This is a genomic window from Pedomonas sp. V897 (genome assembly GCF_051304405.1).
Classification (GTDB): Bacteria; Pseudomonadota; Alphaproteobacteria; order Sphingomonadales; family Sphingomonadaceae; genus Pedomonas.
Map to the genome: position 1 here is coordinate 571,735 of NZ_JBPPGG010000001.1, position 22,450 is coordinate 594,184.

At 67.4% G+C, this 22,450-nt stretch carries 22 protein-coding genes and 1 tRNA gene; 9 read left to right on the top strand and 14 right to left on the bottom strand.

Going from position 1 to position 22,450, the window contains the following annotated elements:
• The 11 genes from ACSJJU_RS02815 to hspQ form a co-directional block, all read right to left on the bottom strand.
• Window positions 1–1,275, bottom strand: a complete 1,275-nt coding sequence (locus ACSJJU_RS02815; RefSeq protein WP_435913651.1) for a murein hydrolase activator EnvC family protein — start codon at window positions 1,273–1,275, stop codon at window positions 1–3.
• 54 nt (window positions 1,276–1,329) lie between these two features.
• Window positions 1,330–1,755, bottom strand: a complete 426-nt coding sequence (locus ACSJJU_RS02820) for a 23S rRNA (pseudouridine(1915)-N(3))-methyltransferase RlmH (protein ID WP_435914368.1) — start codon at window positions 1,753–1,755, stop codon at window positions 1,330–1,332.
• Window positions 1,755–2,147, bottom strand: a complete 393-nt coding sequence (rsfS, locus tag ACSJJU_RS02825) for a ribosome silencing factor (protein ID WP_435913652.1) — start codon at window positions 2,145–2,147, stop codon at window positions 1,755–1,757. Before rsfS ends, ACSJJU_RS02820 begins: the two co-directional genes overlap by 1 nt.
• Window positions 2,148–2,157: 10 nt before the next feature.
• A complete protein-coding gene (locus ACSJJU_RS02830; RefSeq protein WP_435913653.1) occupies window positions 2,158–2,814 on the bottom strand; it encodes a nicotinate-nucleotide adenylyltransferase in 657 nt (218 codons plus the stop codon).
• A 20-nt stretch (window positions 2,815–2,834) separates the two neighbouring features.
• Window positions 2,835–4,133, bottom strand: a complete 1,299-nt coding sequence (locus ACSJJU_RS02835) for a glutamate-5-semialdehyde dehydrogenase (RefSeq protein ID WP_435913654.1) — start codon at window positions 4,131–4,133, stop codon at window positions 2,835–2,837.
• Window positions 4,130–5,263, bottom strand: coding sequence for a glutamate 5-kinase (gene proB, locus ACSJJU_RS02840; RefSeq protein WP_435913655.1), 1,134 nt, complete (start codon window positions 5,261–5,263; stop codon window positions 4,130–4,132). The genes ACSJJU_RS02835 and proB overlap by 4 nt, the downstream gene beginning before the upstream one ends.
• A complete protein-coding gene (gene obgE, locus ACSJJU_RS02845) occupies window positions 5,248–6,273 on the bottom strand; it encodes a GTPase ObgE (RefSeq protein WP_435913657.1) in 1,026 nt (341 codons plus the stop codon). Before obgE ends, proB begins: the two co-directional genes overlap by 16 nt.
• Window positions 6,270–6,872 carry a GNAT family N-acetyltransferase gene (locus tag ACSJJU_RS02850; RefSeq protein ID WP_435913658.1) on the bottom strand — a complete coding sequence of 201 codons (603 nt, stop codon included), beginning with the start codon at window positions 6,870–6,872 and terminating at the stop codon, window positions 6,270–6,272. Before ACSJJU_RS02850 ends, obgE begins: the two co-directional genes overlap by 4 nt.
• A 140-nt stretch (window positions 6,873–7,012) precedes the next feature.
• Entirely contained in the window at window positions 7,013–7,282 is a 270-nt protein-coding gene (rpmA, locus tag ACSJJU_RS02855) for a 50S ribosomal protein L27 (protein ID WP_435913659.1), read from the bottom strand.
• 18 nt (window positions 7,283–7,300) lie between these two features.
• Window positions 7,301–7,597 carry a 50S ribosomal protein L21 gene (rplU, locus tag ACSJJU_RS02860; RefSeq protein ID WP_435913660.1) on the bottom strand — a complete coding sequence of 99 codons (297 nt, stop codon included), beginning with the start codon at window positions 7,595–7,597 and terminating at the stop codon, window positions 7,301–7,303.
• Window positions 7,598–7,889: 292 nt separating this feature from the next.
• Entirely contained in the window at window positions 7,890–8,243 is a 354-nt protein-coding gene (hspQ, locus tag ACSJJU_RS02865) for a heat shock protein HspQ (protein WP_435913661.1), read from the bottom strand.
• Window positions 8,244–8,581: 338 nt separating this feature from the next.
• Between hspQ and ACSJJU_RS02870 the strand changes: the two genes are divergently transcribed.
• The 6 genes from ACSJJU_RS02870 to ACSJJU_RS02895 all read left to right on the top strand — a co-directional run bounded on the left by ACSJJU_RS02870 (window position 8,582) and on the right by ACSJJU_RS02895 (window position 16,251).
• Window positions 8,582–8,671: transfer RNA gene (locus ACSJJU_RS02870), tRNA-Ser, on the top strand.
• 262 nt (window positions 8,672–8,933) lie between these two features.
• On the top strand, window positions 8,934–9,629 hold the full coding sequence (locus tag ACSJJU_RS02875) for a hypothetical protein (protein ID WP_435913662.1): 696 nt from the start codon (window positions 8,934–8,936) through the stop codon (window positions 9,627–9,629).
• 506 nt (window positions 9,630–10,135) lie between these two features.
• Entirely contained in the window at window positions 10,136–12,397 is a 2,262-nt protein-coding gene (locus ACSJJU_RS02880) for a TonB-dependent receptor (protein ID WP_435913664.1), read from the top strand.
• 163 nt (window positions 12,398–12,560) lie between these two features.
• Window positions 12,561–14,177, top strand: coding sequence for an amidohydrolase family protein (locus ACSJJU_RS02885; RefSeq protein ID WP_435914369.1), 1,617 nt, complete (start codon window positions 12,561–12,563; stop codon window positions 14,175–14,177).
• A 168-nt stretch (window positions 14,178–14,345) separates the two neighbouring features.
• Window positions 14,346–14,474 (top strand): hypothetical protein, encoded by a 129-nt coding sequence (locus ACSJJU_RS02890; protein ID WP_435913665.1) that lies wholly within the window; start codon window positions 14,346–14,348, stop codon window positions 14,472–14,474.
• A 145-nt stretch (window positions 14,475–14,619) separates the two neighbouring features.
• Window positions 14,620–16,251, top strand: a complete 1,632-nt coding sequence (locus ACSJJU_RS02895; RefSeq protein WP_435914370.1) for an amidohydrolase family protein — start codon at window positions 14,620–14,622, stop codon at window positions 16,249–16,251.
• Between the two features lie 226 nt (window positions 16,252–16,477).
• Here the strand turns inward: ACSJJU_RS02895 and ACSJJU_RS02900 are convergent, their stop codons facing one another.
• On the bottom strand, window positions 16,478–17,275 hold the full coding sequence (locus ACSJJU_RS02900) for a gamma-glutamyl-gamma-aminobutyrate hydrolase family protein (protein WP_435913666.1): 798 nt from the start codon (window positions 17,273–17,275) through the stop codon (window positions 16,478–16,480).
• Between the two features lie 442 nt (window positions 17,276–17,717).
• Here ACSJJU_RS02900 and ACSJJU_RS02905 point away from each other — a divergent pair, with 442 nt between their 5' ends.
• Both ACSJJU_RS02905 and ACSJJU_RS02910 read left to right on the top strand, forming a co-directional pair.
• Window positions 17,718–19,766, top strand: a complete 2,049-nt coding sequence (locus ACSJJU_RS02905; protein WP_435913667.1) for a carbon starvation CstA family protein — start codon at window positions 17,718–17,720, stop codon at window positions 19,764–19,766.
• 5 nt (window positions 19,767–19,771) lie between these two features.
• Window positions 19,772–19,978 (top strand): YbdD/YjiX family protein, encoded by a 207-nt coding sequence (locus ACSJJU_RS02910; RefSeq protein ID WP_435913668.1) that lies wholly within the window; start codon window positions 19,772–19,774, stop codon window positions 19,976–19,978.
• A gap of 133 nt (window positions 19,979–20,111) precedes the next feature.
• On the opposite strand, the gene ACSJJU_RS02915 is transcribed toward ACSJJU_RS02910, so the two are convergent.
• Together ACSJJU_RS02915 and ACSJJU_RS02920 are read right to left on the bottom strand one after the other, a co-directional pair.
• Window positions 20,112–20,723, bottom strand: coding sequence for a type 1 glutamine amidotransferase domain-containing protein (locus ACSJJU_RS02915; RefSeq protein ID WP_435913669.1), 612 nt, complete (start codon window positions 20,721–20,723; stop codon window positions 20,112–20,114).
• 128 nt (window positions 20,724–20,851) lie between these two features.
• Window positions 20,852–22,027 carry an NAD(P)/FAD-dependent oxidoreductase gene (locus tag ACSJJU_RS02920; protein WP_435913670.1) on the bottom strand — a complete coding sequence of 392 codons (1,176 nt, stop codon included), beginning with the start codon at window positions 22,025–22,027 and terminating at the stop codon, window positions 20,852–20,854.
• A 267-nt stretch (window positions 22,028–22,294) separates the two neighbouring features.
• Between ACSJJU_RS02920 and ACSJJU_RS02925 the strand changes: the two genes are divergently transcribed.
• Window positions 22,295–22,396, top strand: coding sequence for a PEP-CTERM sorting domain-containing protein (locus ACSJJU_RS02925; RefSeq protein ID WP_435913671.1), 102 nt, complete (start codon window positions 22,295–22,297; stop codon window positions 22,394–22,396).
• Window positions 22,397–22,450 lie beyond the last annotated feature (54 nt).

Sequence of the window (22,450 nt, forward strand, 5' to 3'; positions counted from 1 at the left end):
TTATCCTGCGGTATTTCCGCGCTTGCCGCCCAGCCAGGGCAGGGGATCGACGGGAGTCCCGCGCTGGCGAAGCTCAAGATACAACTCGGGATCACCCTGCTCCGTTGCAGCCATGACACCGACGGGTGAGCCAGCCTGGACGTTTGCGCCGACTTTCTCGTCGATGCGGGCCATCCCTGCAAGCAAGGAATGATATCCATTGCCGTGCGCGATGATCAAGAGTTGCCCATAGCCACGGAAGGGGCCCGCAAACACCACACGACCATCCGAGGGTGCGACTACCTGTGCCGCAGCGCGCGTGCGGATCAAGATGCCTTTCGACGATCCGCCCCCATGCGTCGCTGCGCCGAACCGCTGGACGATGGACCCGGCAACCGGCATGCGGAAACCGTCGCGCAGGTTGGCGGGCGGCGTCAGCGCCACCGTGGGCGGGGCCGTGCGCTCGGGCGTGCGGGCGGCGGTGGTGGTCTCGGCGCCCTTCGACCGGGCGGCGCGCACCTGCTCGGCCAGCCCCGCCGGGCGCGGCTTCGGCCCCGGCAGGCTGGCGTAACGCTCGCGCAGGCGCGCCTCCGCGTCCAGCTTGGCCAGCAGGTCCTGAATGTCCTTCGCTTCCTCCGCCATCTTGCGCAGGCGGGCGTTCTCCTCCTCCGCCCGGGCGAGCACCTCCTTGCGCTGCCCTTCCCGCTCGGCGCGCAGGGCTTCCAGCTTCTTGCGATCCTCCACCAGCCCGGCCAGCTCCTCCCGGTGCTTGCCTTCCTCGGCGGTGAGCGCGGCCTGGGTCTCGTTCAGGTCCTCCACTTGGCGGCGCAGCGCCGCCGTGCGGTCCTGAAGCGCGGGCAGCACCGCCTTCATGACATTGGCCGAGCGCACCGTCTCCGCCGCCGAGGCGGGCCGCAGGAACATGAGCGCCTGCGGACGGCGCGACATGGTTTGCAGCGCCGCCAGCAGCTGGGAGACCTCCCGCTGTCCCTCCCGGAGCGCCTGCACCTGGGCGTCGCGCTCCGCTGTCAGGGTCTTCAGCCGCTGCTCGATCTGGGAGAGGTTGCGCTCCCGGGTCTGGATGTCCCGGGCGAGCGCCACCATCCGGCGCTCGGTCTCGTTGATCTCGGAGGCCAGCTTGCGGGCCTCGCTCTCCAGCGCGGCCTGACGCTTGCGCGCCTCGGCCATGTCCGCCTCCACCGCCTTGAGGCGGCTGCGGGCGGACTTTTCCTGGCCCGCCCCCGCCTGCTGGGCAACGGCGGACGCCGCGCCCGCCGCCAGGGCAAGCGCCGTCATCGCGACCACAAGGCCGGTCCGTCTCCGCCTCGTCCGCCTGGTCACGCCGGTACCCTAGTTTCCGCGGTGGTAGGGGTGGTTCGCAAGGATGCTCGTCGCCCTGTAAAGTTGCTCGGCCAACATAGACCGAACCAGCATGTGCGGCCAAGTCATGGGACTGAACGAGAGCAGCAGGTCGGCGCTTTGCCGCACCTCGTCGGCATGGCCGTCCGCCCCGCCGATGAGAAACCGCACCTCCCGCACCCCCTCATCCCGCCAGGCACCCAGCCGGGCGGCGAAGGCCTCGGAGGAAAGCATCTTGCCGCGCTCGTCGAGCACGACGGTGCGCACGCCGCCCTCGGGGGGAGGGAGGCGCTGCGCCTTCTGTTCGCTGAGTTCCGTGATCCTGAGCGAGGGGCCAAGCCGGGCCGCGTAGCGGGCGACCAGCTCCGCCTCGGGCGACCGGCCGATCCGGCCCACCGCGATGATGTGCAGCAGCATCAGGCAGCGGCGGGTCCCGCCGGCACCTCCACCGACCACATCTTCTCGAGGTTGTAGAAGCTGCGAACCTCGGGCCGGAACAGATGAACCACCACATCGCCGGCATCGATGAGCACCCAGTCCGCCTGCGGCAGACCCTCGGCCCGCGCCACGATGCCGAACTTGGCCTTGATGCGCTCCATGAGATGATCGGCCATGGCCGCCACCTGACGGGACGAGTTGCCGCTGGCGATCACCATCACGTCGGCGATCGAGCTCTTGCCCTTCAGCGGAATGGAAATGACATCGACGGCTTTATCATCGTCGAGCGATCTGAGCACCAGATCATGCAGACCAGCATCCTGCGAGGTCTGACTCTGAACGCCACCATCGGCGGCGACAATCGAAGGCAATCCTTTCTCCCTACTTGTCGGTGTGACCATAAGCATCTGCCCAATCCGGCCGACGCTGCCGCAGCGCCGTTGATGACTCGTCTACACCGGGCTGTTCAAGGCAGATTATCGCAGGCAAGGGCCATTGCGTCCACCTCGAAGCCGCCCGGTCGGGCCTGAGCGCTTTTCGCAGCGGCCCCAGAACCCGCGCCGACCGGCGTGCCCCAGAATAGCTCGGGCGCAGCAGCACCGCAATCGGCACAACCCGAACAATCCGCCGCCACTGGCGCCAGCGGTGGAAACCCTGAAGGTTGTCGCCGCCCATCAGCCAGATGAAGCGGGTGCCCGGGTGCAGAGCCACCAACGCCTCCAGGGTATCAACGGTGTAGCGGGTGCCGAGTTTCCTCTCCACGTCCGTCGGCACGATGCGCGGGTCGCGCGCCATGGCCCGGGCCGAGGCAAGACGCACGGCAAGCGGGGCCATGCCGTCCGCGGATTTCAGCGGATTCTGGGGGCTGACCAGCCACCAGACCGCGTCCAGCCGCAGGCGTTTCAGCGCCTCCCGGCTGATGTGCAGGTGCCCCCGGTGCGCCGGGTTGAACGAGCCGCCCAGCAGCCCCACCCGCTTGCCCTGCCAGCGCGCGGCATTGCGCCGCGCCACCGAACCGGAGACGGGATCAGCGCTCATACGGCAAGGCTGCGGCTCGCTCACGCCGGGCGGATCTGGCCGTCGCCGCGCACCACGTACTTGTAGGTGGTCAGCTGTTCGACGCCGACCGGCCCGCGCGCGTGGATGCGGCCCGTCGAGATGCCGATTTCCGCGCCGAAGCCGAACTCGCCGCCGTCGGCGAACTGGGTGGAGGCGTTGTGGACGACGATGGCCGAATCCACCTCGCGCAGGAACCGGGCGGCGGCCGCCTCGTCCGTGGTGATGATGCTGTCCGTGTGGTGGGAGCCGTAGCGGTTGATGTGGTCAATGGCCCCGGCGACGCCGTCCACCAGCTTCACCGACAGGATGGCGTCCAGATACTCGGTCACCCAGTCCTCGTCCGTCGCCGGCTTGATGCGCGCGTCCAGCCCCTGAAGCGCGGGCTCGGCCCGGATCTCGCACCCCGCCTCCAGCAGCGCGGCGATGACCGGCCCGGCCAGCCGGTCGGCGGCGGCGCGGTCGATGAGGAGGGTCTCGGTCGCGCCGCAGATGCCGGTGCGGCGCAGCTTGGCGTTGAGCACCACGCGGAGGGCCATGTCCAGGTCCGCCGCCTTGTCGAGGTAGGTGTGGCAGATGCCCTCCAGGTGCGCGAACACCGGCACCCGCGCTTCCTCCTGCACCCGCGCCACCAGCGACTTGCCGCCGCGCGGCACGATGATGTCGATGAGGTTCACCGCCGTCAGCATGGCCCCGACCGCCGCGCGGTCCGTGGTCGGCACCAGCTGGATGGCAGCCTCGGGCAGCCCGGCCTCCCGCAGCCCGTCCGCGAGGCAGGCGTGGATGGCCCGGGACGAATGGATGGACTCGGAGCCCCCGCGCAGGATGACCGCATTGCCCGCCTTGAGGGTGAGCGCGCCCGCATCCGCCGTCACGTTGGGGCGGCTCTCGTAGATGACGCCGATGACGCCGAGCGGCACCGACACCCGCTCGATGACAAGCCCGTTGGGGCGCGTCCAGCTGGACTGAACCCGGCCAACCGGGTCCGGCAGTTCGGCCACCGCCTCCAGCCCCCTGGCGATTCCCTCGATACGGGCCGGGTTCAGCGCCAGACGGTCGAGCATGGCAGCGCTCAGCCCCTTGGCGCGGCCCGCCTCCATGTCCGCCTCGTTGGCGGCGAGAATCTCCGCCGCGCGGCGGCGCAGGGCGCCGGCAGCGGCGCGGATGGCGGCGTTCTTGGTCTCCGCCGTGGCGAGGCCCAGCGCCTGCACGGCCGCGCGCGCCTGCTGCGCCATGCCGCGAACCAGCGCCACCGGGTCGGCGGACAGGGTTGTGTCGGGAACGGCGGACATCTCGTTCATAGAATCACCATGTCGTCGCGGTGCACGAGGGCTGCCCGGGGAGCATAGCCCAGAATGCCCTCGATCTCATGGCTTTTGCGCCCGCAGAGCAGCACCGCCTCCCGGGAGGGGTAGCTGGAGAGGCCCCGCGCCACCAGCTGGCCGGACAGGGACGCCACATCCACCACGTCGCCGCGCTCGAACACGCCCTCGACCGCGCGCACGCCCGCCGGCAGCAGGCTGCGGCCGTGGCGCAGGGCCTCGACCGCGCCGTCGTCAATGACGACCCGCCCCGCCACCTTGAGCCGCCCGGCAAGCCAGCGCTTGCGCGCGGCCGGGGCCGATTCGGGCGCGGGGAAGACGGTGCCGATCTTCTCCGTCTCGAAGCGGGTGAGCGGCCGGTCCACCTTGCCGGAGATGATCGCCATGTGGCAGCCGCCCGAGGCCGCGATCCGCGCCGCCTGAAGCTTGGAGACCATGCCGCCCGAGCCCATGCCGGAGGCGCCCGCGCCCCCCGCCATCGCCTCGACCTCGGAGGTCAGCCGCTCCACCACGGGGATGAGCCGGGCGTCCGGGTCGCGCTTGGGATCGCCGGTGAACAGGCCGTCGATGTCCGACAGCAGAATGACGCCGCCCGCCTCCACCGCCTGCCCCATGCGGGCGGCGAGCCGGTCGTTGTCGCCGAAGCGGATCTCGCTGGTGGCGACGGTGTCGTTCTCGTTGATGATGGGGACAGCTCCCGCCTCCACCAGCCGGTTGGCGGTGGCGCGCACGTTGAGATAGCGGCGGCGGTCCTCCAGGTCCTGGAGCGTGAGCAGCATCTGCGCCGCCTGGATGCCGTGGGCGGCGAACAGTTCGCTGTAGACCTGCGCCAGCTCGATCTGGCCGACGGCGGCGCTGGCCTGCGCGTCCTCAAGGCTGGCGCGCCCGCCCCTCGGCATCGCGAGACGGCGTGCCCCCAGCGCCACGGCGCCGGAGGAGACCACCAGGATCTGCTGCCCTGCGCCGCGGCGGGCGGCCAGTTCCGCCACCAGCCCTTCCAGCCATGCGCGCCGCACCCGCCCGTCCGGCGTCACCAGCAGCGAGGAGCCGATCTTGACGACCAGACGGTGGCAGCGCGCCGGGGCGAACAGATCTACAGGGGCGACCATGCGGTTTCCGTCTCCACCGGAGCGGCGCGGCCAACCGTCTCGATCAGCATGTCGAGCACCGGCTCCAGCCCCTCGCCGGTGGCGGCGGAGAGCAGGTAGACCGGCTTGCCGATGGCCTTGGACAGCGCCTGCTGGCGGCGCTTGCGCGCGGCCTCGTCCATCGTGTCCACCTTGCTGAGGGCGACGATCTCGGGCTTGTCCTCAAGCCCCGCGCCGTAAAGCTCAAGCTCGCGCCGCACGGTACGGTAGGCCTTGGTCGGGCTCTCCGCCGTGCCGTCCACCAGATGCAGCAGCACCCGGCAGCGCTCGATGTGGCCGAGGAAGCGGTCGCCGATGCCGACGCCATCCGCCGCGCCCTTGATGAGCCCGGGGATGTCCGCCAGCACGAACTCGCGCGCCTTGTGGCGCACCACGCCCAGCTGCGGCTTCAGGGTGGTAAAGGGATAGTCCCCCACCTTGGCCTTGGCGTTGGAGACGGCATTGATGAAGGTGCTCTTGCCCGCGTTCGGCAGGCCGAGCAGCCCGGCGTCCGCGATCAGCTTCAGGCGCAGCCACACCCACATCTCCTGCCCCGGAAAGCCGGGGATGAACTTGCGGGGCGCGCGGTTGGTGGCGCTCTTGAAGTGGGTGTTGCCCTTGCCGCCATCGCCGCCGCGCAGCAGCACCACGCGCTGGCCGGGCTCGGTGAGGTCGGCGAGCACGTGCTCCTTGTCGTCGGAGAGCACCTGCGTGCCCGCCGGCACCTTCAGCACCAGATCCTTGCCGTTCGCGCCGGTGCGGTTGCGGCCCATGCCGTGGTGGCCGCGCTCGGCCCGGAAATGCTGGGTGTAGCGGTAGTCGATCAGCGTGTTCAGCCCGTCAACGCACTCGATGACGATATCGCCGCCCTTGCCGCCGTCACCGCCGTCAGGGCCGCCGAACTCGATGAACTTCTCGCGCCGGAACGAGACGCAGCCATCGCCGCCGTCGCCGGACTTGAGGTAAATCTTGCACTGATCGAGAAACTTCATGCCGCGTGCATCTCCACTTGGCCTGCTCTATGAGCGAGCCAGACCTCTCGCGTCAACGCCACGTTTCGGCAGTCGACGTCGCAATTGCGCGCCGGGCACCAGCGCCGGGTGCGCCCAGCCTCCAGGAAGCCCAGCTTCGCCAGCACCCGGGCAGACGCCGGGTTGTCCAGGAAATGGCTTGCCGTCACCCGCTTCAGCCGCAGCCCCAGGAACGCCAGCTCGAGGACATGGGCCGCCGCCTCGGTGGCGTAGCCCCGCCCCTCGAACGGCCGCGCGATCCAGTAGCCCAGCTCCCACGCGCCGGTCACCTCGTCCCGCGTCAGGCCGATGGCGCCTGCGAACGGCAGGCCAGCGGCATCAACCGCCACATCCGGGCCATGCTCGCCCTGCGCCTCGCGGGCCAGAATCGCGAACACGGGCCGGGGCGCGCCCTCATCCTCGCACCAGGCGATGAAGGCCCGGGCATCGTCGAGGCTGTAGGGGTACGGAATCGCGGCCGCCCGGCGCGCGATCGATCCGTCCGCCAGGCAGGCAGCGAGGGGAGCCGCATCCTCCGGCCAGGGCGGCCGCAACAGCAGCCGGGGTGTACGAATGAACATGGGTCTCTCCCACCGTCAGGTTGAACGTGGGGAGAGGGAGTCAAAATGCAAAGAGGGAGATGGCGACCCATCTCCCTCTCCGGAAATTCTCGTCTGGGTCACCATCCTGCGGCGACCCGGACGTTCATGCAGGCCGCGCTTTACTCGGCTGCAATCGGCATCGGGTCGACGCTGACGTACTGACGACCAAGCTTGCCCTCATGGAACGACACGGTGCCTTCGATGGTCGCGAAGAGCGTGTGATCCTTGCCCATGCCGACGTTGCGGCCCGGGTGGAACTTGGTGCCGCGCTGGCGCACGATGATGTTGCCGCCGAGCACGTGCTCGCCGCCGAACTTCTTCACGCCAAGACGACGGCCAGCGGAATCACGACCGTTGCGCGAGGAGCCGCCTGCTTTTTTATGTGCCATGACCTAGTCTCCTCTGACTTAGCCGATCGCTTTGATCTTCAGCACCGTCAGCTGCTGACGGTGGCCCAGCTTGCGCCGGTAGTTGTGACGACGCTTCTTCTTGAAAATGACGACCTTGTCGCCCTTCGTCTGATCGACGATCTCGGCGGTGACGGTGATGCCGTTCCCCGGCTTCACGTCGGCGCCTTCGCCAACCATCAGGACATCGGACAGGGTAACGGTCTCACCGGCCGCACCGGCCAGCTTCTCGACCGTGATCTGGTCGTTGGCGGCGACCCGGTATTGCTTACCACCCGTGCGCACCACAGCGTACATGGCTCAAACCTTCTCATTCGTTGGGCGGCACAGCAGGACACACTCGGTCCCGGCGGCCGATCCTTGGAAGCGCGGAGTTATACTTACCGTTGACCATGAGTCAACCGCTTGTTGCCGCAAAGACAACGACACGGGACAATCCGCCCCGCGTGCTGCACCTCCGGCAACAGGCCTCGGCGTCTCCATGCCTGATTCGCCCGGCCATATCAATGAAAAGCGCCTCCCAAGGCCGAAATTCGCCCCGAGAAAGCGCTTTGCCTGCCCACGGTGCCCGGCGTGGCGGGCGGGCGCCTCAGTTCGTCCGCTCGCGCCGCAGCTGGTACTGGCCGTCACGGAAGCCGGAGAAGACGTGGGGAATCGCCGGATGGGTGACCGGCTCGCGCGAATCGTCCTCCACCAGGTTCTGCTGGCTCACATAGGCGATGTAACTGGTCTGATCGTTCTCGGCCAGCAGGTGGTAGAAGGGCTGGTTCTTGTCCGGCCGCAGGCCTTCCGGAATGGCGAGCCACCATTCCTCGGGGTTGCTGAACTCCGGGTCCACGTCGAAAATCACGCCCCGGAAGGGATAAAAGCGGTGACGCACAACCTGTCCGATGCGAAACGCCGCCGTCTTGAGCTCCGTATTTCCCTGTTGCACCTTTTCCATATGCCGATCCTTTCGAACCGACGGGGTTGACCCCAAGGTTAAGACCTCAAGACCGATATAGGAGCCAGCCGGGGCCGTTTTAAGTCCCTCGGCAGGCACCCGCGGCCCCGGCTCACAGGACGAGCGCACAAGACTATACGCCTGCACACGGGCAAAAGCCCGCGCCCCGCGCCGGACTTTTGCCGGCTGATGCCGAAATCCCACAGGCGCGACGGCGGAGCCGGACAAAAGAATTGCGCAGCGCGTCGCAAACTGGGGCTTCACAACGACCCTGCCTTGGCTTATGTACGCGGCTCGCTCAGCCGGGCGGCCCTTGCGGCACCGCCCCGGCAGACCAGGGAGAGGTGGCTGAGTGGTTGAAAGCACCGCACTCGAAATGCGGCATACGGGCAACCGTATCGGGGGTTCGAATCCCCCCCTCTCCGCCAGATCCTTCTGAAAATTCCCCCGAAAGACGAAAAGCGCCGGCAAGCCCGGCCCCCGCAAGTCCGACCCCCCGCAGGCCCCGGCCCAGGACCCTCCCGGCTTGTCCTGCCCGTGGCGTTCGCGCGCCCGCCCCGGGTGCCACGCTTCCCATTGCCCGCTGCCAGCAACAATTTGTTACCGATCCTTAACGATCGCTTACAAATATGCGCCGCCTTTTTCCAACCTGAACGCATCAGTAGCGTGAGTAGAAAGCGTGGCGGCACAATGAGACAGATAACAACCGCATTGACGGCTCTTGGCCTCGTGATCGCGGCATCCGCTCCGGCCTATGCCGATAAATATAGTGTGAAGGCCCAGGCGACCGCCGGGCAGCAGGCCCGCATGGACCGGGGCGTCCGGGCCGTCCAGTCGGCGCAGGAGTCGAGCCTGATCCGGTTCATGGCCTCCAACGAGCCGTTCGAGGAGGAAAGCGCCTTCCAGGTGCTGGTGGTGAACGGGGGCGACGAGCCCTTCGACTTCGGCACCGAGCACCTCTCCGCCACCCTGGCAGACGGCACGCCCATCCGCATCCTCTCCTACGAGGAGGTGGCCAAGAAGGAAAAGAAGGGCGGCGGCTTCTGGAAAACGCTCTCGGGCCTCGTCGGCAGCGGCATCAACGCGGCGGCCGCCAGCTACTCCAGCGAGTTTGCCACCTTTGCCAAGGCGAAGAAGGCCGGCGACTCCCTGCTCGGCCAGTCCGGCGCGGAACGGCCGGAGCGGACGGTCAACCTGACGGAGCTGCTGAGCACGACAACGGTCGACCCCGGCGACTCCTTCGGCGGCACGGTCATCTTCGAATTGCCCAAGAAGGCCCAGAAGGCGGTCAACAAGAACAAGAAGAAGCCGACCGAGATGCTGGTGAAGGTCAGCGCCGGCCGCGAGGAGCATGTGTTCACGGTGCTTGTCGAGCGGGCCAAGTAGGCCGGAGCCAGGCAGGCACACGCCGAACCGGAGACCCGGCAGGGGGCCAGACTCCCCGTGCCGGGCCTCCCCCCTCCCCTCGTCCGGCGCAAAAGTGCGATTCGTGACCCGTTCATGACCCGCGCGGAGCCCGCCGGTGGCCCGCCCCGGGGCCGGACCCCCGCCCCGGCCCGCGCCAGCAGCACTCCAAGTAACAATGTTGTGATTCGCTAATCTTTTATTTCAACGTTTTTGTTGCTGGCAGCAGAGACTTGCAACTCTGAACGCGGATTCCGAATTTCCTTGCTTTTTAGGGCTTGTTTCCCGCCGCTCGCCAGAGGATATTTTTTAAAAGGTTTCAAAACCGAAGCACATTCGGAAATTTCAGTGATATCGTTTAAAAATTCAGGAAAAAAACAGAAAATCCTGAAGGGGGAGTGGATTTGATATGAGGAAACAGGGGCAAATCCATGTTAAAGAGTCATAAGAGTAACTACGCACGAATGTTGCGTTATGTTGATTTGCGTATGGGAAAGACCGCCTTCCTGGCTGGTGTGGCATCGGTTGCCATGCTTCACCCGGCCCAGGCCCAGCAGGCCTCCGAAGGCGAGATCGTCGTTACTGCGCTGAAGCGCGACACGCGCTTGCAGGACACGCCGCTCGCCATCTCGGCCGTCACGGGTGATACCCTCCAGCGTGCGGGTAACACCAGCTTCACCGACCTGACCCGCAACACCCCGAGCCTTCGCATCGTCGACAGCGGCCCGGGTAACCGTCGCGTCATCCTGCGCGGCGTGACCGCGGCGGGTGAGCCGACGGTGGGCGTGTACTTCGACGAATCGCCGGTTGCCGGCTCGGTCAGCACCACCAGCGACTCCGCTTCGTCCACCCCGGACTTCCGCATGTTCGACGTGGAGCGCGCCGAAGTTCTGCGCGGTCCGCAGGGCACGCTGTACGGTTCGGGCTCGATGGGTGGTACGATGCGTATCATCTACAACAAGCCGAAGGCCGACCGCTGGGAAGGCGCTGTTGCCGCCTCTCTGTCGGCGGTTGAAGGCGGCAGCCTTGGCGCCTCGGTTGACGCGATGGTCAACGTCCCGCTGGTCGAGGACAAGCTGGCCCTGCGCGTTGTGGGTAACTACAACCAGTTCGCCGGCTACGTGGACAACGTCTACTACGGCGACAAGAACATCAACGACGGCCACAGCTACGGCGGCCGCGCCCTGCTGCGCGTCACCCCGACCGACCGTCTGACCCTCGACCTGGCGGCCTACTACGAGAAGGTCTCCACGGACAGCCAGCGCTGGATCGACGAGACCGGCATTCGCTACGCCACCGATGGTCGCGCGGAATCGGGCAACTACGACGAAAATCTGCTGTTCAGCGCCCGTCTGAACTACGATTTCGACGACTTCAGCATCACGGCGGTGTCCAGCTACCAGGATCGCGACCGCATCCAGGTGGGTGACGTGAGCGACACCTTCAACGGTCGCGACAACGCTGCCGGCTGCGCCCGCTATCACCTGGGCGACACCTCGCTGACCTGCTCTGCGGCGGAGCTGAACGAGTATCTGGGCTATACCAACCGGATCCTCTTCTCCAGCCTCTATCAGCCGCAGACGGTGAAGAACTGGACGCACGAACTGCGCGTCAGCTCGACCGGCGATGGTCCGTTCAACTGGACCGTGGGCGGCTTCCTGCAGGATCGCAAGACCGTCGTCCGCTCGACCCTGCTGACCGCCGACCCGAACACCGGCAAGCTGCAGGACTTCGTCGACGAGAACCTGTTCTACGACCGTACCATCAACGACAAGCTGAAGCAGACGGCGCTGTTCGCGGAACTGTCGTACAAGTTCTTCGACGCGCTGACCCTGACCCTCGGCACCCGCTACTACGAGTACAAGAAGCTGGTGGGCGGCCGCATCGACAAGGGCCAGGTGCACTACTCCTCGCGCGTGACGCCATACCAGGAGCAGCGCTCGAAGGAAGACGGCTTCGTCCACAAGATCAACGTCGCGTATGAGTTCAGCCCGAGCCTGATGATCTACGGTCAGGCGGCGGAAGGCTTCCGTCCGGGCGGCGTGAACCAGGTGATCGGTCTGCCGGCCGCCCTGGCTGCCTACTCGTCCGACAGCCTGTGGAACTACGAAGTCGGCATGAAGAGCCAGCCGCTGCCGGGTGTCTACTTCAACCTCACCGGCTACCGGATCGACTGGGACAACCTGCAGGTCTCCGGCCGCACGTCCGGCACCGGCTCGGTGTTCGGCCTGATCTCCAACGCCGGCGCCGCGCGCATCGAGGGCGTGGAAGCGGAACTGTCGGTCTACCCGATGCCGGGCCTCTCGCTCAGCACCAACGTCGGCTACACCGACGCCAAGCTGTCCGAGGACCAGGTGAGCGAGGTGGTGGTGGCCACCGGCCGCAAGGGCGACCGCCTGGCCTTCGTGCCGAAGTGGAGCCTGAGCGGTACGGCCGAGTACACCTGGGCGATCCACGACTCGCTGGACGGCCTGGTGCGCCTGGATGCGGCTCACGTGAGCTCGTCCTACAGCACCCTGAGCTCGACCGACATCTATCGTCGCAAGGTTGACTCCTACGAGCTGGTGAATGCCCGCTTCGGCGTGCAGGCTCCGGAAGGCGAGTGGAGCGTCTACTTCTTTGTGAACAACGTGTTCGACGCCGCGGCCGTGAACAGCCGCAGCTCCAGCTCGAACACCGGGGGCAAGACGATGGTCTACAGCGCACCGCCGCGGACCTTCGGCCTCAGTCTGACGAAGAAGTTCAACTAAGGGGCTCCGAGCGGGGCGTCCGCCGGAAAAAAGGGCGGGCGCCCCGTTCCACTTTCAGGGACATCCAAACGGGGGAACAATGAAGAGCACATTTTCCATCTGCCGCCGCGCCATCCTGGCAGGCACGGCAGCGTGTGCGGCCTTCGCCATGACCGGCACGGCCATGGCGCAGTTCGCCGATCTCACCAAGGTTCCGGCTCCGCCGCGCATTGAAGGCCGCGCTGGCACCACGCCGGCCCCGGCCCGCAAGCCCGGCGAGGGCGCGGGTCCGTTCCGCAAGATGGTGATCCGTGGCGTCACCCTGATCGACGGCTCCGGCGCGCCGCCGCGCGGCCCGGTCGACATCGTGATCGAGAACAACGTCATCACCGACATCCGCAACGCCGGCACCCCCGGCCTGCCGATGAAGGACGGCCGCGAGCCGCGCGACGTCGATTACGAGCTGGACGCCACCGGCATGTACGTGCTGCCGGGCTTCGTTGACCTGCACACCCACGGCTCCACCAACGACAAGGCGCCGGACCTCAGCTACTCCTACAAGCTGTGGCTGGCCCACGGCGTGACCACCGTTCGCGGCGTCGAGCTGGCGGACGTGGAGACCTCGCTCAGCGAGCGCGCCCGTTCGGCCCGCAACGAGATCGTCGCGCCGCGCATCTTCGCCTACCAGCGCCCGGGCAGCGGCAAGGGCTGGACCGGCGGCCGCACCAACACGCCCGAGAAGGCGCGTGAGTGGGTGCGCTGGGCGGCCAAGCAGGGCATCGACGGCATCAAGCTGGGCGCCGACCCGGATCAGCCGCCCGAGGTGATCGAGGCGATCCTCGACGAGGCCAAGAAGCAGGGCCTGGGCACCACCGCCCACCTGTCGCAGATCGGCGTCGGCCGCATGAACGCGCTGCAGGCTGGCCGCGCGGGCCTCGGCACCGTGACCCACTACTACGGTCACTTCGAGTCGCTGCTGAAGAACGGCCCGATCCAGAACTGGCCGGTCGACTACAACTACCAGGACGAGCAGCACCGCTTCGGCAACGTGGCGAACCTCGCCTGGGAGAGCTTCGAGCCGGGCTCCAAGGAATGGTGGGCCTACCTCGAGGAGCAGAAGGCCAACGGCGTCACCTTCGACCCGACCATGACCATCTACGCGGCCTCGCGTGACCTGATGCGCGCCCGCAATGCGGACTGGCATGACACCTACACCATGCCGCAGCTGTGGTACTTCTTCCAGTCCTCGCGCGAGAACCACGGGTCCTACTTCTTCGACTGGACCACGGAAATCGAGGTCAAGTGGAAGAACTTCTACAGCAAGTTCATGCGCCTGATTAACGACTACAAGAGCATCGGCGGGCGCGTGGCGACCGGTTCGGACTCCGGCTTCATCTTCAAGACCTACGGCTTCGGCTACATCGAGGAGCTGGAGCTGCTGCAGGAAGCCGGCTTCAACCCGTCGCAGGTGATCACCGCCGCCACGCTGAACGGCGCGCTGACCCTCTATGAACCGAAGGGCCAGAAGGTGCCGCCGATCGGCACCGTGCGCGTCGGCAAGCTGGCGGACCTGGTCATCGTGAAGGAGAACCCGCTCCAGAACCTGAAGACGCTCTACGGCACGGGTCACCTGCGCCTGAACGAGCAGACCCAGCAGCTGGAGCGCGTTGGCGGCGTCAGCTACACCGTCAAGGACGGCATCGTCTACGACGCCAAGAAGCTTCTCGAAGACGTGGCCGAGATGGTCCGTCAGGAGAAGGTCAAGCTGGGCTGGCCGGAAAAGGGCGTGCCCCGGCCGTAAGCGGCGATCGCGGGGGGCGAGCGGGTAACTCCTTCTCGCACCCCGAGGCACAAGCGTGCGGTCCGGCGAGCTGACGTCGCCGGACCGCCCACCGCCCCCCGCGAAAGCGCAAGGGGCAAAACCCGGGGAAAGCCCCGGCTGGAAAACAACCGGAGCCTCTCCTTCTTCGTGAACAACGTGTTCGACAGCACCGCGGTCAACAACCGCAGCTCCGGCTCGAACACGGGCGGCAAGACCTCGGTCTACAGCACGCCGCCGCTCACCTTCGACATCAGCCTGATGAAGAAGCTCAACTAGCAGATCCATGCGGGGCGCCGACGGATCTTCCGGCGGCACCCCGTCTGGTTTCAGGGACCATTCAAACGGGGGACTAATGAAAAAGTCACTGTCCATCTTCCGCCGCACCGTTCTTGCCGGTACGGCAGCGTGCGCGGCCTTTGCCATGGCCGGCACCGCATCGGCGCAGTTCGCCGATCTCACCAAGGTTCCGGCTCCGGCGCGCATCGAAGGCTTCGCCGGCGTGACGCCGGCTCCGGCCCGCAAGCCCGGCGAGGGCGCGGGTCCGTTCCGCAAGATGGTGATCCGCGGCGTCACCCTGATCGACGGCTCCGGCGCGCCGGCGCGTGGTCCGGTCGACATCGTGATCGAGAAGAACGTCATCACCGACATCCGGCCGGCCGGCACTCCTGGCCTGCCGATGAAGGACAGCCGCGAACCGCGCGACTTCGACTACGAGCTGGACGCCACCGGCATGTACGCCCTGCCGGGCTTCGTCGACCTGCACGCCCACGGCTCCTCCGACGACAAGGCGCCGGACATGAGCTACTCCTACAAGCTGTGGCTGGCGCACGGCGTGACCACCGTCCGCGGTGTGCCGCTCGGCGACGTGGAGACCTCGCTCAGCGAGCGCGCCCGTTCGGCCCGCAACGAGATCGTCGCGCCGCGCATCTTCGCCTACCAGACCCCGGGCAGCGGCAAGGGCTGGACCGGCGGCGTCACCGACACGCCCGAGAAGGCGCGTGAGTGGGTGCGCTGGGCGGCCAAGCAGGGCATCGACGGCATCAAGCTGTTCAACGACCCGTCGCAGCCGCCGGAAGTTGTCGAGGCGATCCTCGACGAGGCCAAGAAGCAGGGCCTGGGCACCACCGCCCACCTGTCGCAGATCGGCGTTGCCCGCATGAGCGCGGCGCAGGCCGGCAAGGCGGGCCTCGGCACCGTGACCCACTTCTACGGCCACTTCGAGTCCATGCTGAAGAACGGCCCGATCCAGAACTGGCCGGTCGACTACAACTACCAGAACGAGCAGCACCGCTTCGGCAACGTGGCGAACCTCGCCTGGGAGAGCTTCGAGCCGGGCTCCAAGGAATGGTGGGCCTACCTGGAAGCGCAGAAGGAAGCCGGCGTCACCTTCGACCCGACCATGACCATCTACGCGGCCTCGCGCGACCTGATGCGCGCCCGCAATGCGGACTGGCACGATGCCTACACCATGCCGCAGCTGTGGTACTTCTTCCAGTCCTCGCGCGAGAACCACGGGTCCTACTTCTTCGACTGGACCACGGAAATCGAGACGAAGTGGAAGAACTTCTACGCCAAGTACATGCGCCTGCTTAACGACTACAAGAACATCGGCGGGCGTGTGGTGACCGGCTCTGACTCCGGCTTCATCTTCAAGACCTACGGCTTCGGCTACATCGAGGAGCTGGAGCTGCTGCAGGAAGCCGGCTTCAACCCGTCGCAGGTGCTCACCGCCGCCACGCTGAACGGCGCGCTGACCCTGTACGAACCGAAGGGCCAGAAGGTGCCGCCGATCGGCACCGTGCGCGTCGGCAAGCTGGCTGACATCGTTCTGGTGAAGGAAAACCCGCTGCAGAACTTCAAGACTCTGTACGGCACGGGTCACCTGCGCCTGAACGAGCAGACCCAGCAGCTGGAGCGCGTTGGCGGCGTCAGCTACACCATCAAGGACGGTGTTGTTTACGACGCCAAGAAGCTCCTTGAGGATGTGGCCGAGATGGTCCGTCAGGAGAAGGTCAAGCTGGGCTGGCCGGAGAAGGGCGTGCCCCGGCCGTAAAGAGCCAACCGCGCGGGGGTCGTGAGGGAGGACTCCTCCCGCACCCCGAGGCAACAGATGGGCAACCTGACAGCGACGAGCCCCATCGCGACAGACCAACCATCGCCCCCGCGCGGAACACAAGAGCACAAACGGAAAGCCCCGGCCTCACGGCCGGGGCTTTCTGCGTTCCGGGCACTGTCTTTTCGGGGAGAACGCGTCTGCGCGCGACCCTGGCGCGGCGTCCTTACGCGCCGGCGCGGCGCAGGGCGGGAGACGCGAGGGCGCCATGGCCCTCCCCATGCAGCAGGCGGCCGAAGTGGTCGAAGATCGCCTGGCTCACCGGATCGGTCGCCAGATCCCATTCCGGGTGCCACTGCACGCCAAGGACGGCGGCCCCGCCTTCCTGCCAGGAAATGGCCTCCACCAGCCCGTCGTCCGCCAGCGCCTCGACCCGGAGACCGCGCCCCAGCCGGTCGACACCCTGGTGGTGTACCGAATTCACCACCACCCGGCGGCGGCCGACCACCGTCTCCAGCACGCCGCCCGGCGCGATCGAGACCGCATGATTCAGCGAGAACAGCTGCGCGAACGCCGTCTCCTCGTGCACCGGCAGGTGATGGGGGATGCTCCCCGCCGCCTCATGGCCGAGATCGCAGCGCAGGCTGCCGCCGAAGAACACGTTCAGCTCCTGAAAGCCCCGGCAGATGCCGAACACCGGCTTGCCCTGCTTCAGCATCTCCTCCAGCAGCAGGAACACCGTACGGTCCCGGCCCTCGTCGAACGGGCCGTGCCCGGCCTCGGCCTCGGCGCCGTAGTGCCGGGGGTTCACGTTGGAGAAGCTGCCCGGCAGGAACAGGCCATCGAACAGCGTCGCCAGCTGGCGGACGCTGGCGGCATCGGCCTGCGACGGCACGATGAGGCCCGTCGCCCCGAGGCGATCGAGCACCGGCTCCACATAGCGGTGCGAGACGGCGTGGACCTGGCGGCCGCCCACGTCGCGGCTGCAACTGACAATGCCAAGAAGGGGTTTGCGGTCACTCATGATCTGGAAACCCGAATGTGTCGAACGAAACGTGCGGCAGAACCTCAGATGCTGCGGCAACAACACATTCGGCGCGTCCTGCACGGGCGCAGGCCCGCAGCCCCGGCCGCCGGGGCGGCAGGCAGGCGGGAAGAAGCGGCAGCGGCAGAACGATGGGTCATGGTACGCGTCCCGGAACACTCCAGCGGATACCCGACCCTACCAAGGCAATAGACAATCGCACCACATAGTTTTTCTGAAGACAGGGCCAGCCAGCCTTTATCATCGGCCCGTATCAACGGTCCGCCGGATCCACCCTCGCCCCGCCGCGCCGAAGCGCGCCGCAAGCCTGTGGCCACAACGTCCCCCCAATCTATCTTTTGGCGTAGGCTTGTCTTGAGCATTAGCTTGGGGGTTATTTCCCCCCCCTTGGGGGACCAACAGAACCGACGGGACAGGAACTGTGCAAATTCTCTCCAAAATCGGCTGGGCGCTGGTCGCCCTGCTCGCCGCAGCCGCTCTGGGCGTTATCGCCCTTGAACGGGGCGAGCCCATCAACGCCCTCTGGATCGTCATCGCAGCGGTATCGCTCTATCTCATCGGCTACCGCTTCTACGCGCTCTACATCGCGCGCTCCGTCATGCGGCTCGACCCCGACCGGCCGACGCCCGCTGTCCGGCGGCAGGACGGGCTCGATTACGTGCCCACCAACCGCTACGTGCTGTTCGGCCACCACTTCGCCGCCATCGCCGGCGCGGGCCCGCTGGTGGGGCCTGTGCTGGCCGCGCAGATGGGCTACCTGCCCGGCACGCTGTGGATCCTGTTCGGCGTCATCCTCGCCGGCGCGGTGCAGGACTTCATGGTGCTGTTCATCTCCATGCGCCGCGACGGCAAGTCGCTGGGCGAGATGGTCCGCATGGAAATGGGCCCGGTCGCGGGCACCATCGCCCTGTTCGGCGCCTTCATGATCATGGTCATCATTCTCGCCGTGCTCGCCCTCATCGTGGTGCGGGCGCTGGCGGACAGCCCGTGGGGCCTGTTCACCGTGGCCGCCACCATCCCCATCGCCATCTTCATGGGGCTCTACCTGCGCTTCATCCGGCCCGGCCGGGTGGCGGAAATCTCCATCATCGGCTTCGTGCTGCTGATCCTCGCCATCGTCTATGGCCGCGACGTGGCGGCCTCGCCGGTGCTCGGCCCCCTGTTCACCCTGACGCCGGTGCAGCTGTGCTGGCTGCTGATCGGCTACGGCGGCATCGCCGCCATCCTGCCGGTGTGGCTGCTGCTGGCGCCCCGCGACTACCTCTCCACCTTCCTCAAGATCGGCGCGATCGTGGCGCTGGCCATCGGCATCGTCGTCATGGCCCCGCCGCTCCAGATGCCGGCGCTGACCAAGTTCGCGGCAGGCGGCGGGCCGGTGTGGTCCGGCAACCTGTTCCCGTTCCTGTTCATCACCATCGCCTGCGGCGCGGTTTCGGGCTTCCATGCGCTGATCGCCAGCGGCACCACGCCAAAGCTGATCTCCAGCGAGCGTGACGCGCCGTTCATCGGCTACGCCGGTATGCTGATGGAGAGCTTCGTCGCCATCATGGCGCTGGTGGGTGCCTCCATCCTCGACCCCGGCCTCTACTTCTCCATGAACAGCCCTGCCGCCCTCATCGGCACCACGCCGGAGAGCGCAGCGGCGGCCGTGACGGCCATGGGCTTCCCGATCTCCCCGGAAATGCTGGTGCAGACAGCCCGGGACGTGGGCGAGTCCACCATCATCTCCCGCACCGGCGGCGCGCCGACCCTCGCCGTCGCCATGGCGGAGATCTTCTCCCACGTGGTGGGCGGGCAGACGATGAAGGCCTTCTGGTACCACTTCGCCATCCTGTTCGAGGCGCTGTTCATCCTGACCGCCGTGGACGCCGGCACCCGCGCCGGACGCTTCATGCTGCAGGACCTCATCGGCCTCGTTGCGCCCCGCTTCCGGGAGGTGTCCTCGCTGGTGCCCGGCTTCATCGCCACGGCACTGTGCGTCGGCGCGTGGGGGTACTTCCTCTACCAGGGCGTCACCGACCCGCTGGGCGGCGTCAACACCCTGTGGCCGCTGTTCGGCATCGCCAACCAGATGCTGGCGGCCGTCGCCCTGACGCTGGCCACGGTGGTGCTGTTCCGCATGAAGCAGCACCGCTTCGCCTGGGTCACCATCCTGCCCGCCACCTGGCTGGTGGTCTGCACCGTGACCGCGGGTCTCCAGAAGGTGCTCTCCTCCGACCCCACGGTCAGCTTCGTGGCGCACGCGCGCAAATTCTCCGACGCGCTGGCGCAGGGGCAGGTGCTCGCCCCGGCCAAGTCGCTGGAGCAGATGCAGCGGGTCATCATGAACGACTGGATCGACGCCACCCTGTGCGTCATCTTCCTGTTCGTGGTGATCTCGACCGTCGTCTTCGGCATCCGCACGGCCATCGCCGCCCTGCGCATCGACCGGCCGACGGCGACGGAAATCAGCGGCGTTCCGGCGGAGTAAGCGCGATGCACCAGAACGGAAAATATGCCCTGCGCCGCTTCTTCAGCGGCGTGCGCGACACGGCCAACCTGATGATCGGCATTCCCTCCTACGAGGCCTACCGCCGCCACATGGCGGAGCGCCACCCGGACGTGCCGCCCATGAGCGAGACCGAGTTCTTCCGCAACCGGATGGCCGCCCGCTACGGCGCGGGCGGCGCCCGCTGCTGCTAGGGTCGCTCCGGGGGTTGAACGCTCGAGATGCAGGGGGATCCCTGATCCCCCTGCGACCCCCGTTCCGGTTTTCGGGCCGCGTTTCCGGCGAGGTGGCATGGAAACACGGCCCTTTCCTTTTCCCCCCACACGCTCACGGCATATTCGCCGAGCTGGCCCCGCTTTGCGCCGCGCCCACCCGGCCGCCGGGGGCCTCGGCGTGCCGGCCCTCGCTGATCTCCTCCACCATGGCCACGCAGAAGTCGGGCAGGTCGTCGGGGCGGCGGGAGGTGACGAGCCCCCGGTCCACCACCACGGCCTGGTCCACCCAGTCCGCCCCCGCGTTCCTCAGATCCGCCTCCAGCGACGGCCAGGAGGTCACCCGCCGCCCCTCGACGCCGCCCGCGTTGATGAGCGTCCACGGGCCATGGCAGATGGCGGCGATGGGTTTGCGGGCCTCGACGAAATGGCGGATGAAGGCGATCGCCGTCTGCTCCAGCCGCAGCGCGTCCGGGTTGATGACGCCGCCCGGCAGCATCAGGGCGTCATACCGCTCGCCCTGGGCCTGTTCGAGCGTGCGGTCCACCGGAATGGTGTCCGCCTTGTCATGATGGTTGTACCCCTGAATTGACCCGGCCTTGGGGGCGACCACCTCCACCTGCGCGCCCGCCCGCTGCAACGCGCGCAGGGGCTCGGTCAATTCGACCAGTTCAAAGCCGTCCGTCGCCAGAATGGCGACGCGCTTGCCGTCGAGAATATTGGCCATGCCTGTCTCTCCCGATGAACCGGGGCAGCCACCAGCGGCTGCCCCTTGAGCCACCGGGAACGGAAGAGATGGCGGGCCTGTTCCCCCCAGGCGACGCGACAAACAGGTGATACAAGACTGTCCGGCGGCTAGACCGCCTGACCGGCCACCCAGCCGCTGGCCCAGGCCCACTGGAAATTGTAGCCGCCGAGCCAGCCGGTCACGTCCACCGCCTCGCCGATGGCATAGAGGCCGGGCACGGCGCGCGCCTCCATGGTTTTGCCCGACAGGCCGTCGGTGTCGATGCCGCCCAGCGTCACCTCCGCCTTGGCGTAGCCCTCGCTGCCGGCGGGCGTGATCGTCCAGCGCTTCAGCCGTTCGGCGAATGCGGCGAGCGCCTTGTCCGGCAGGTTGGCCATGGGGCCCTGAGGCAGTTGCTGCTCGGCGAGCGCGGCGGCAAGGCGCGCGGGCAGGATCTCGCCCAGCACGGTGCGGGGCTCGGCCTTGGGGCGCTCGCGCTTGCGCGCCTTTAGGAACGCCAGCGCGTCGAGCCCCGGCGCAAGGTCAAGGGCAATCGCCTGCCCCTCCCGCCAGTAGGAGGAGATTTGCAGGATCGCGGGGCCGGACAGCCCCCGGTGGGTGAACAGGATGTTCTCGCGGAATTCCTGCTTGCCGCACGCGGCGACCGCATCCACCGCCACGCCCGCCAGCTGCTGGCAGAAGGGCAGCAGGTCGGCCTCCGCCTTCAGGGGCACCAGCGCGGGGCGCGTCTCGGTGAGCGCAAGGCCGAAACGCCGGGCCAGCTGATGGGCGAAGGCGGTTGCGCCCATCCTGGGGATGGACGGCCCGCCGGTCGCCAGCACGAGGCTGGGGGCGTGGAAAGCGCCCCGGTCGGTCTCGACGCGGAAGCCTTCGCCGCCCGCGACATCGGTGATCCGGTGGCGCACCCTCACATCCACGTTGCCGGCCTGGCACTCGTTCATCAGCATGGCGACGATCTCCCGCGCCGAGCCGTCGCAGAACAGCTGGCCGAGGGTCTTCTCGTGGTAGGGGATGCGATGCTTCTCGACGAGGGCGATGAAGTCCCGCGCCGTGTAGCGGCTGAGGGCCGACTTGGCGAAGTGCGGGTTCTGCGACAGGTATCGCTCCGCCCCCGCATCCACGTTGGTGAAGTTGCAGCGCCCGCCGCCCGAGATGAGGATTTTCGAGCCGACCTTGTCGGCATGGTCGAGCAGCAGCACGCGCCGCCCGCGCTGGCCGGCGGTTGCGGCGCACATCAGGCCCGCCGCGCCCGCGCCCAGAATGATGACATCAAACGCTTCCATCGGCGCTTCTCTACAGCCAAGCGCTCGAAACGGAAAGGAAGGCATGGAGTCGCGCAAGCTCCAACGCCTAAGCTCTGCCTCGATTTGTCCGGCTATAGCTCGCCTGTAATAGATCCTTCCCGGCTCGCCAGGATTCTCCGGCAAGCTGTCCAGCCGCAACAGGGCGGATCTTCATCTAAGACGTCTTTATCATCGGGCCTTTTCCTTTGCGTGACGTCCGCTTTTCGGCCTCACCACCCTCGTTCAGCTCAACCATTGGAGATGCACATGCACGCTCTCAACCCTGTGCCCGAGCCGGGCGCGGCGGCCCTGCTCCTGACCGGCCTCGCGCCGCTGGGCCTCGCCCTGCGGCGGCGGAACCGCGCGTAACGGCGCGCAGGGGGACAACAGGGGGGCGGGAGCGCCGGAGCCGGCGGCGCTCCC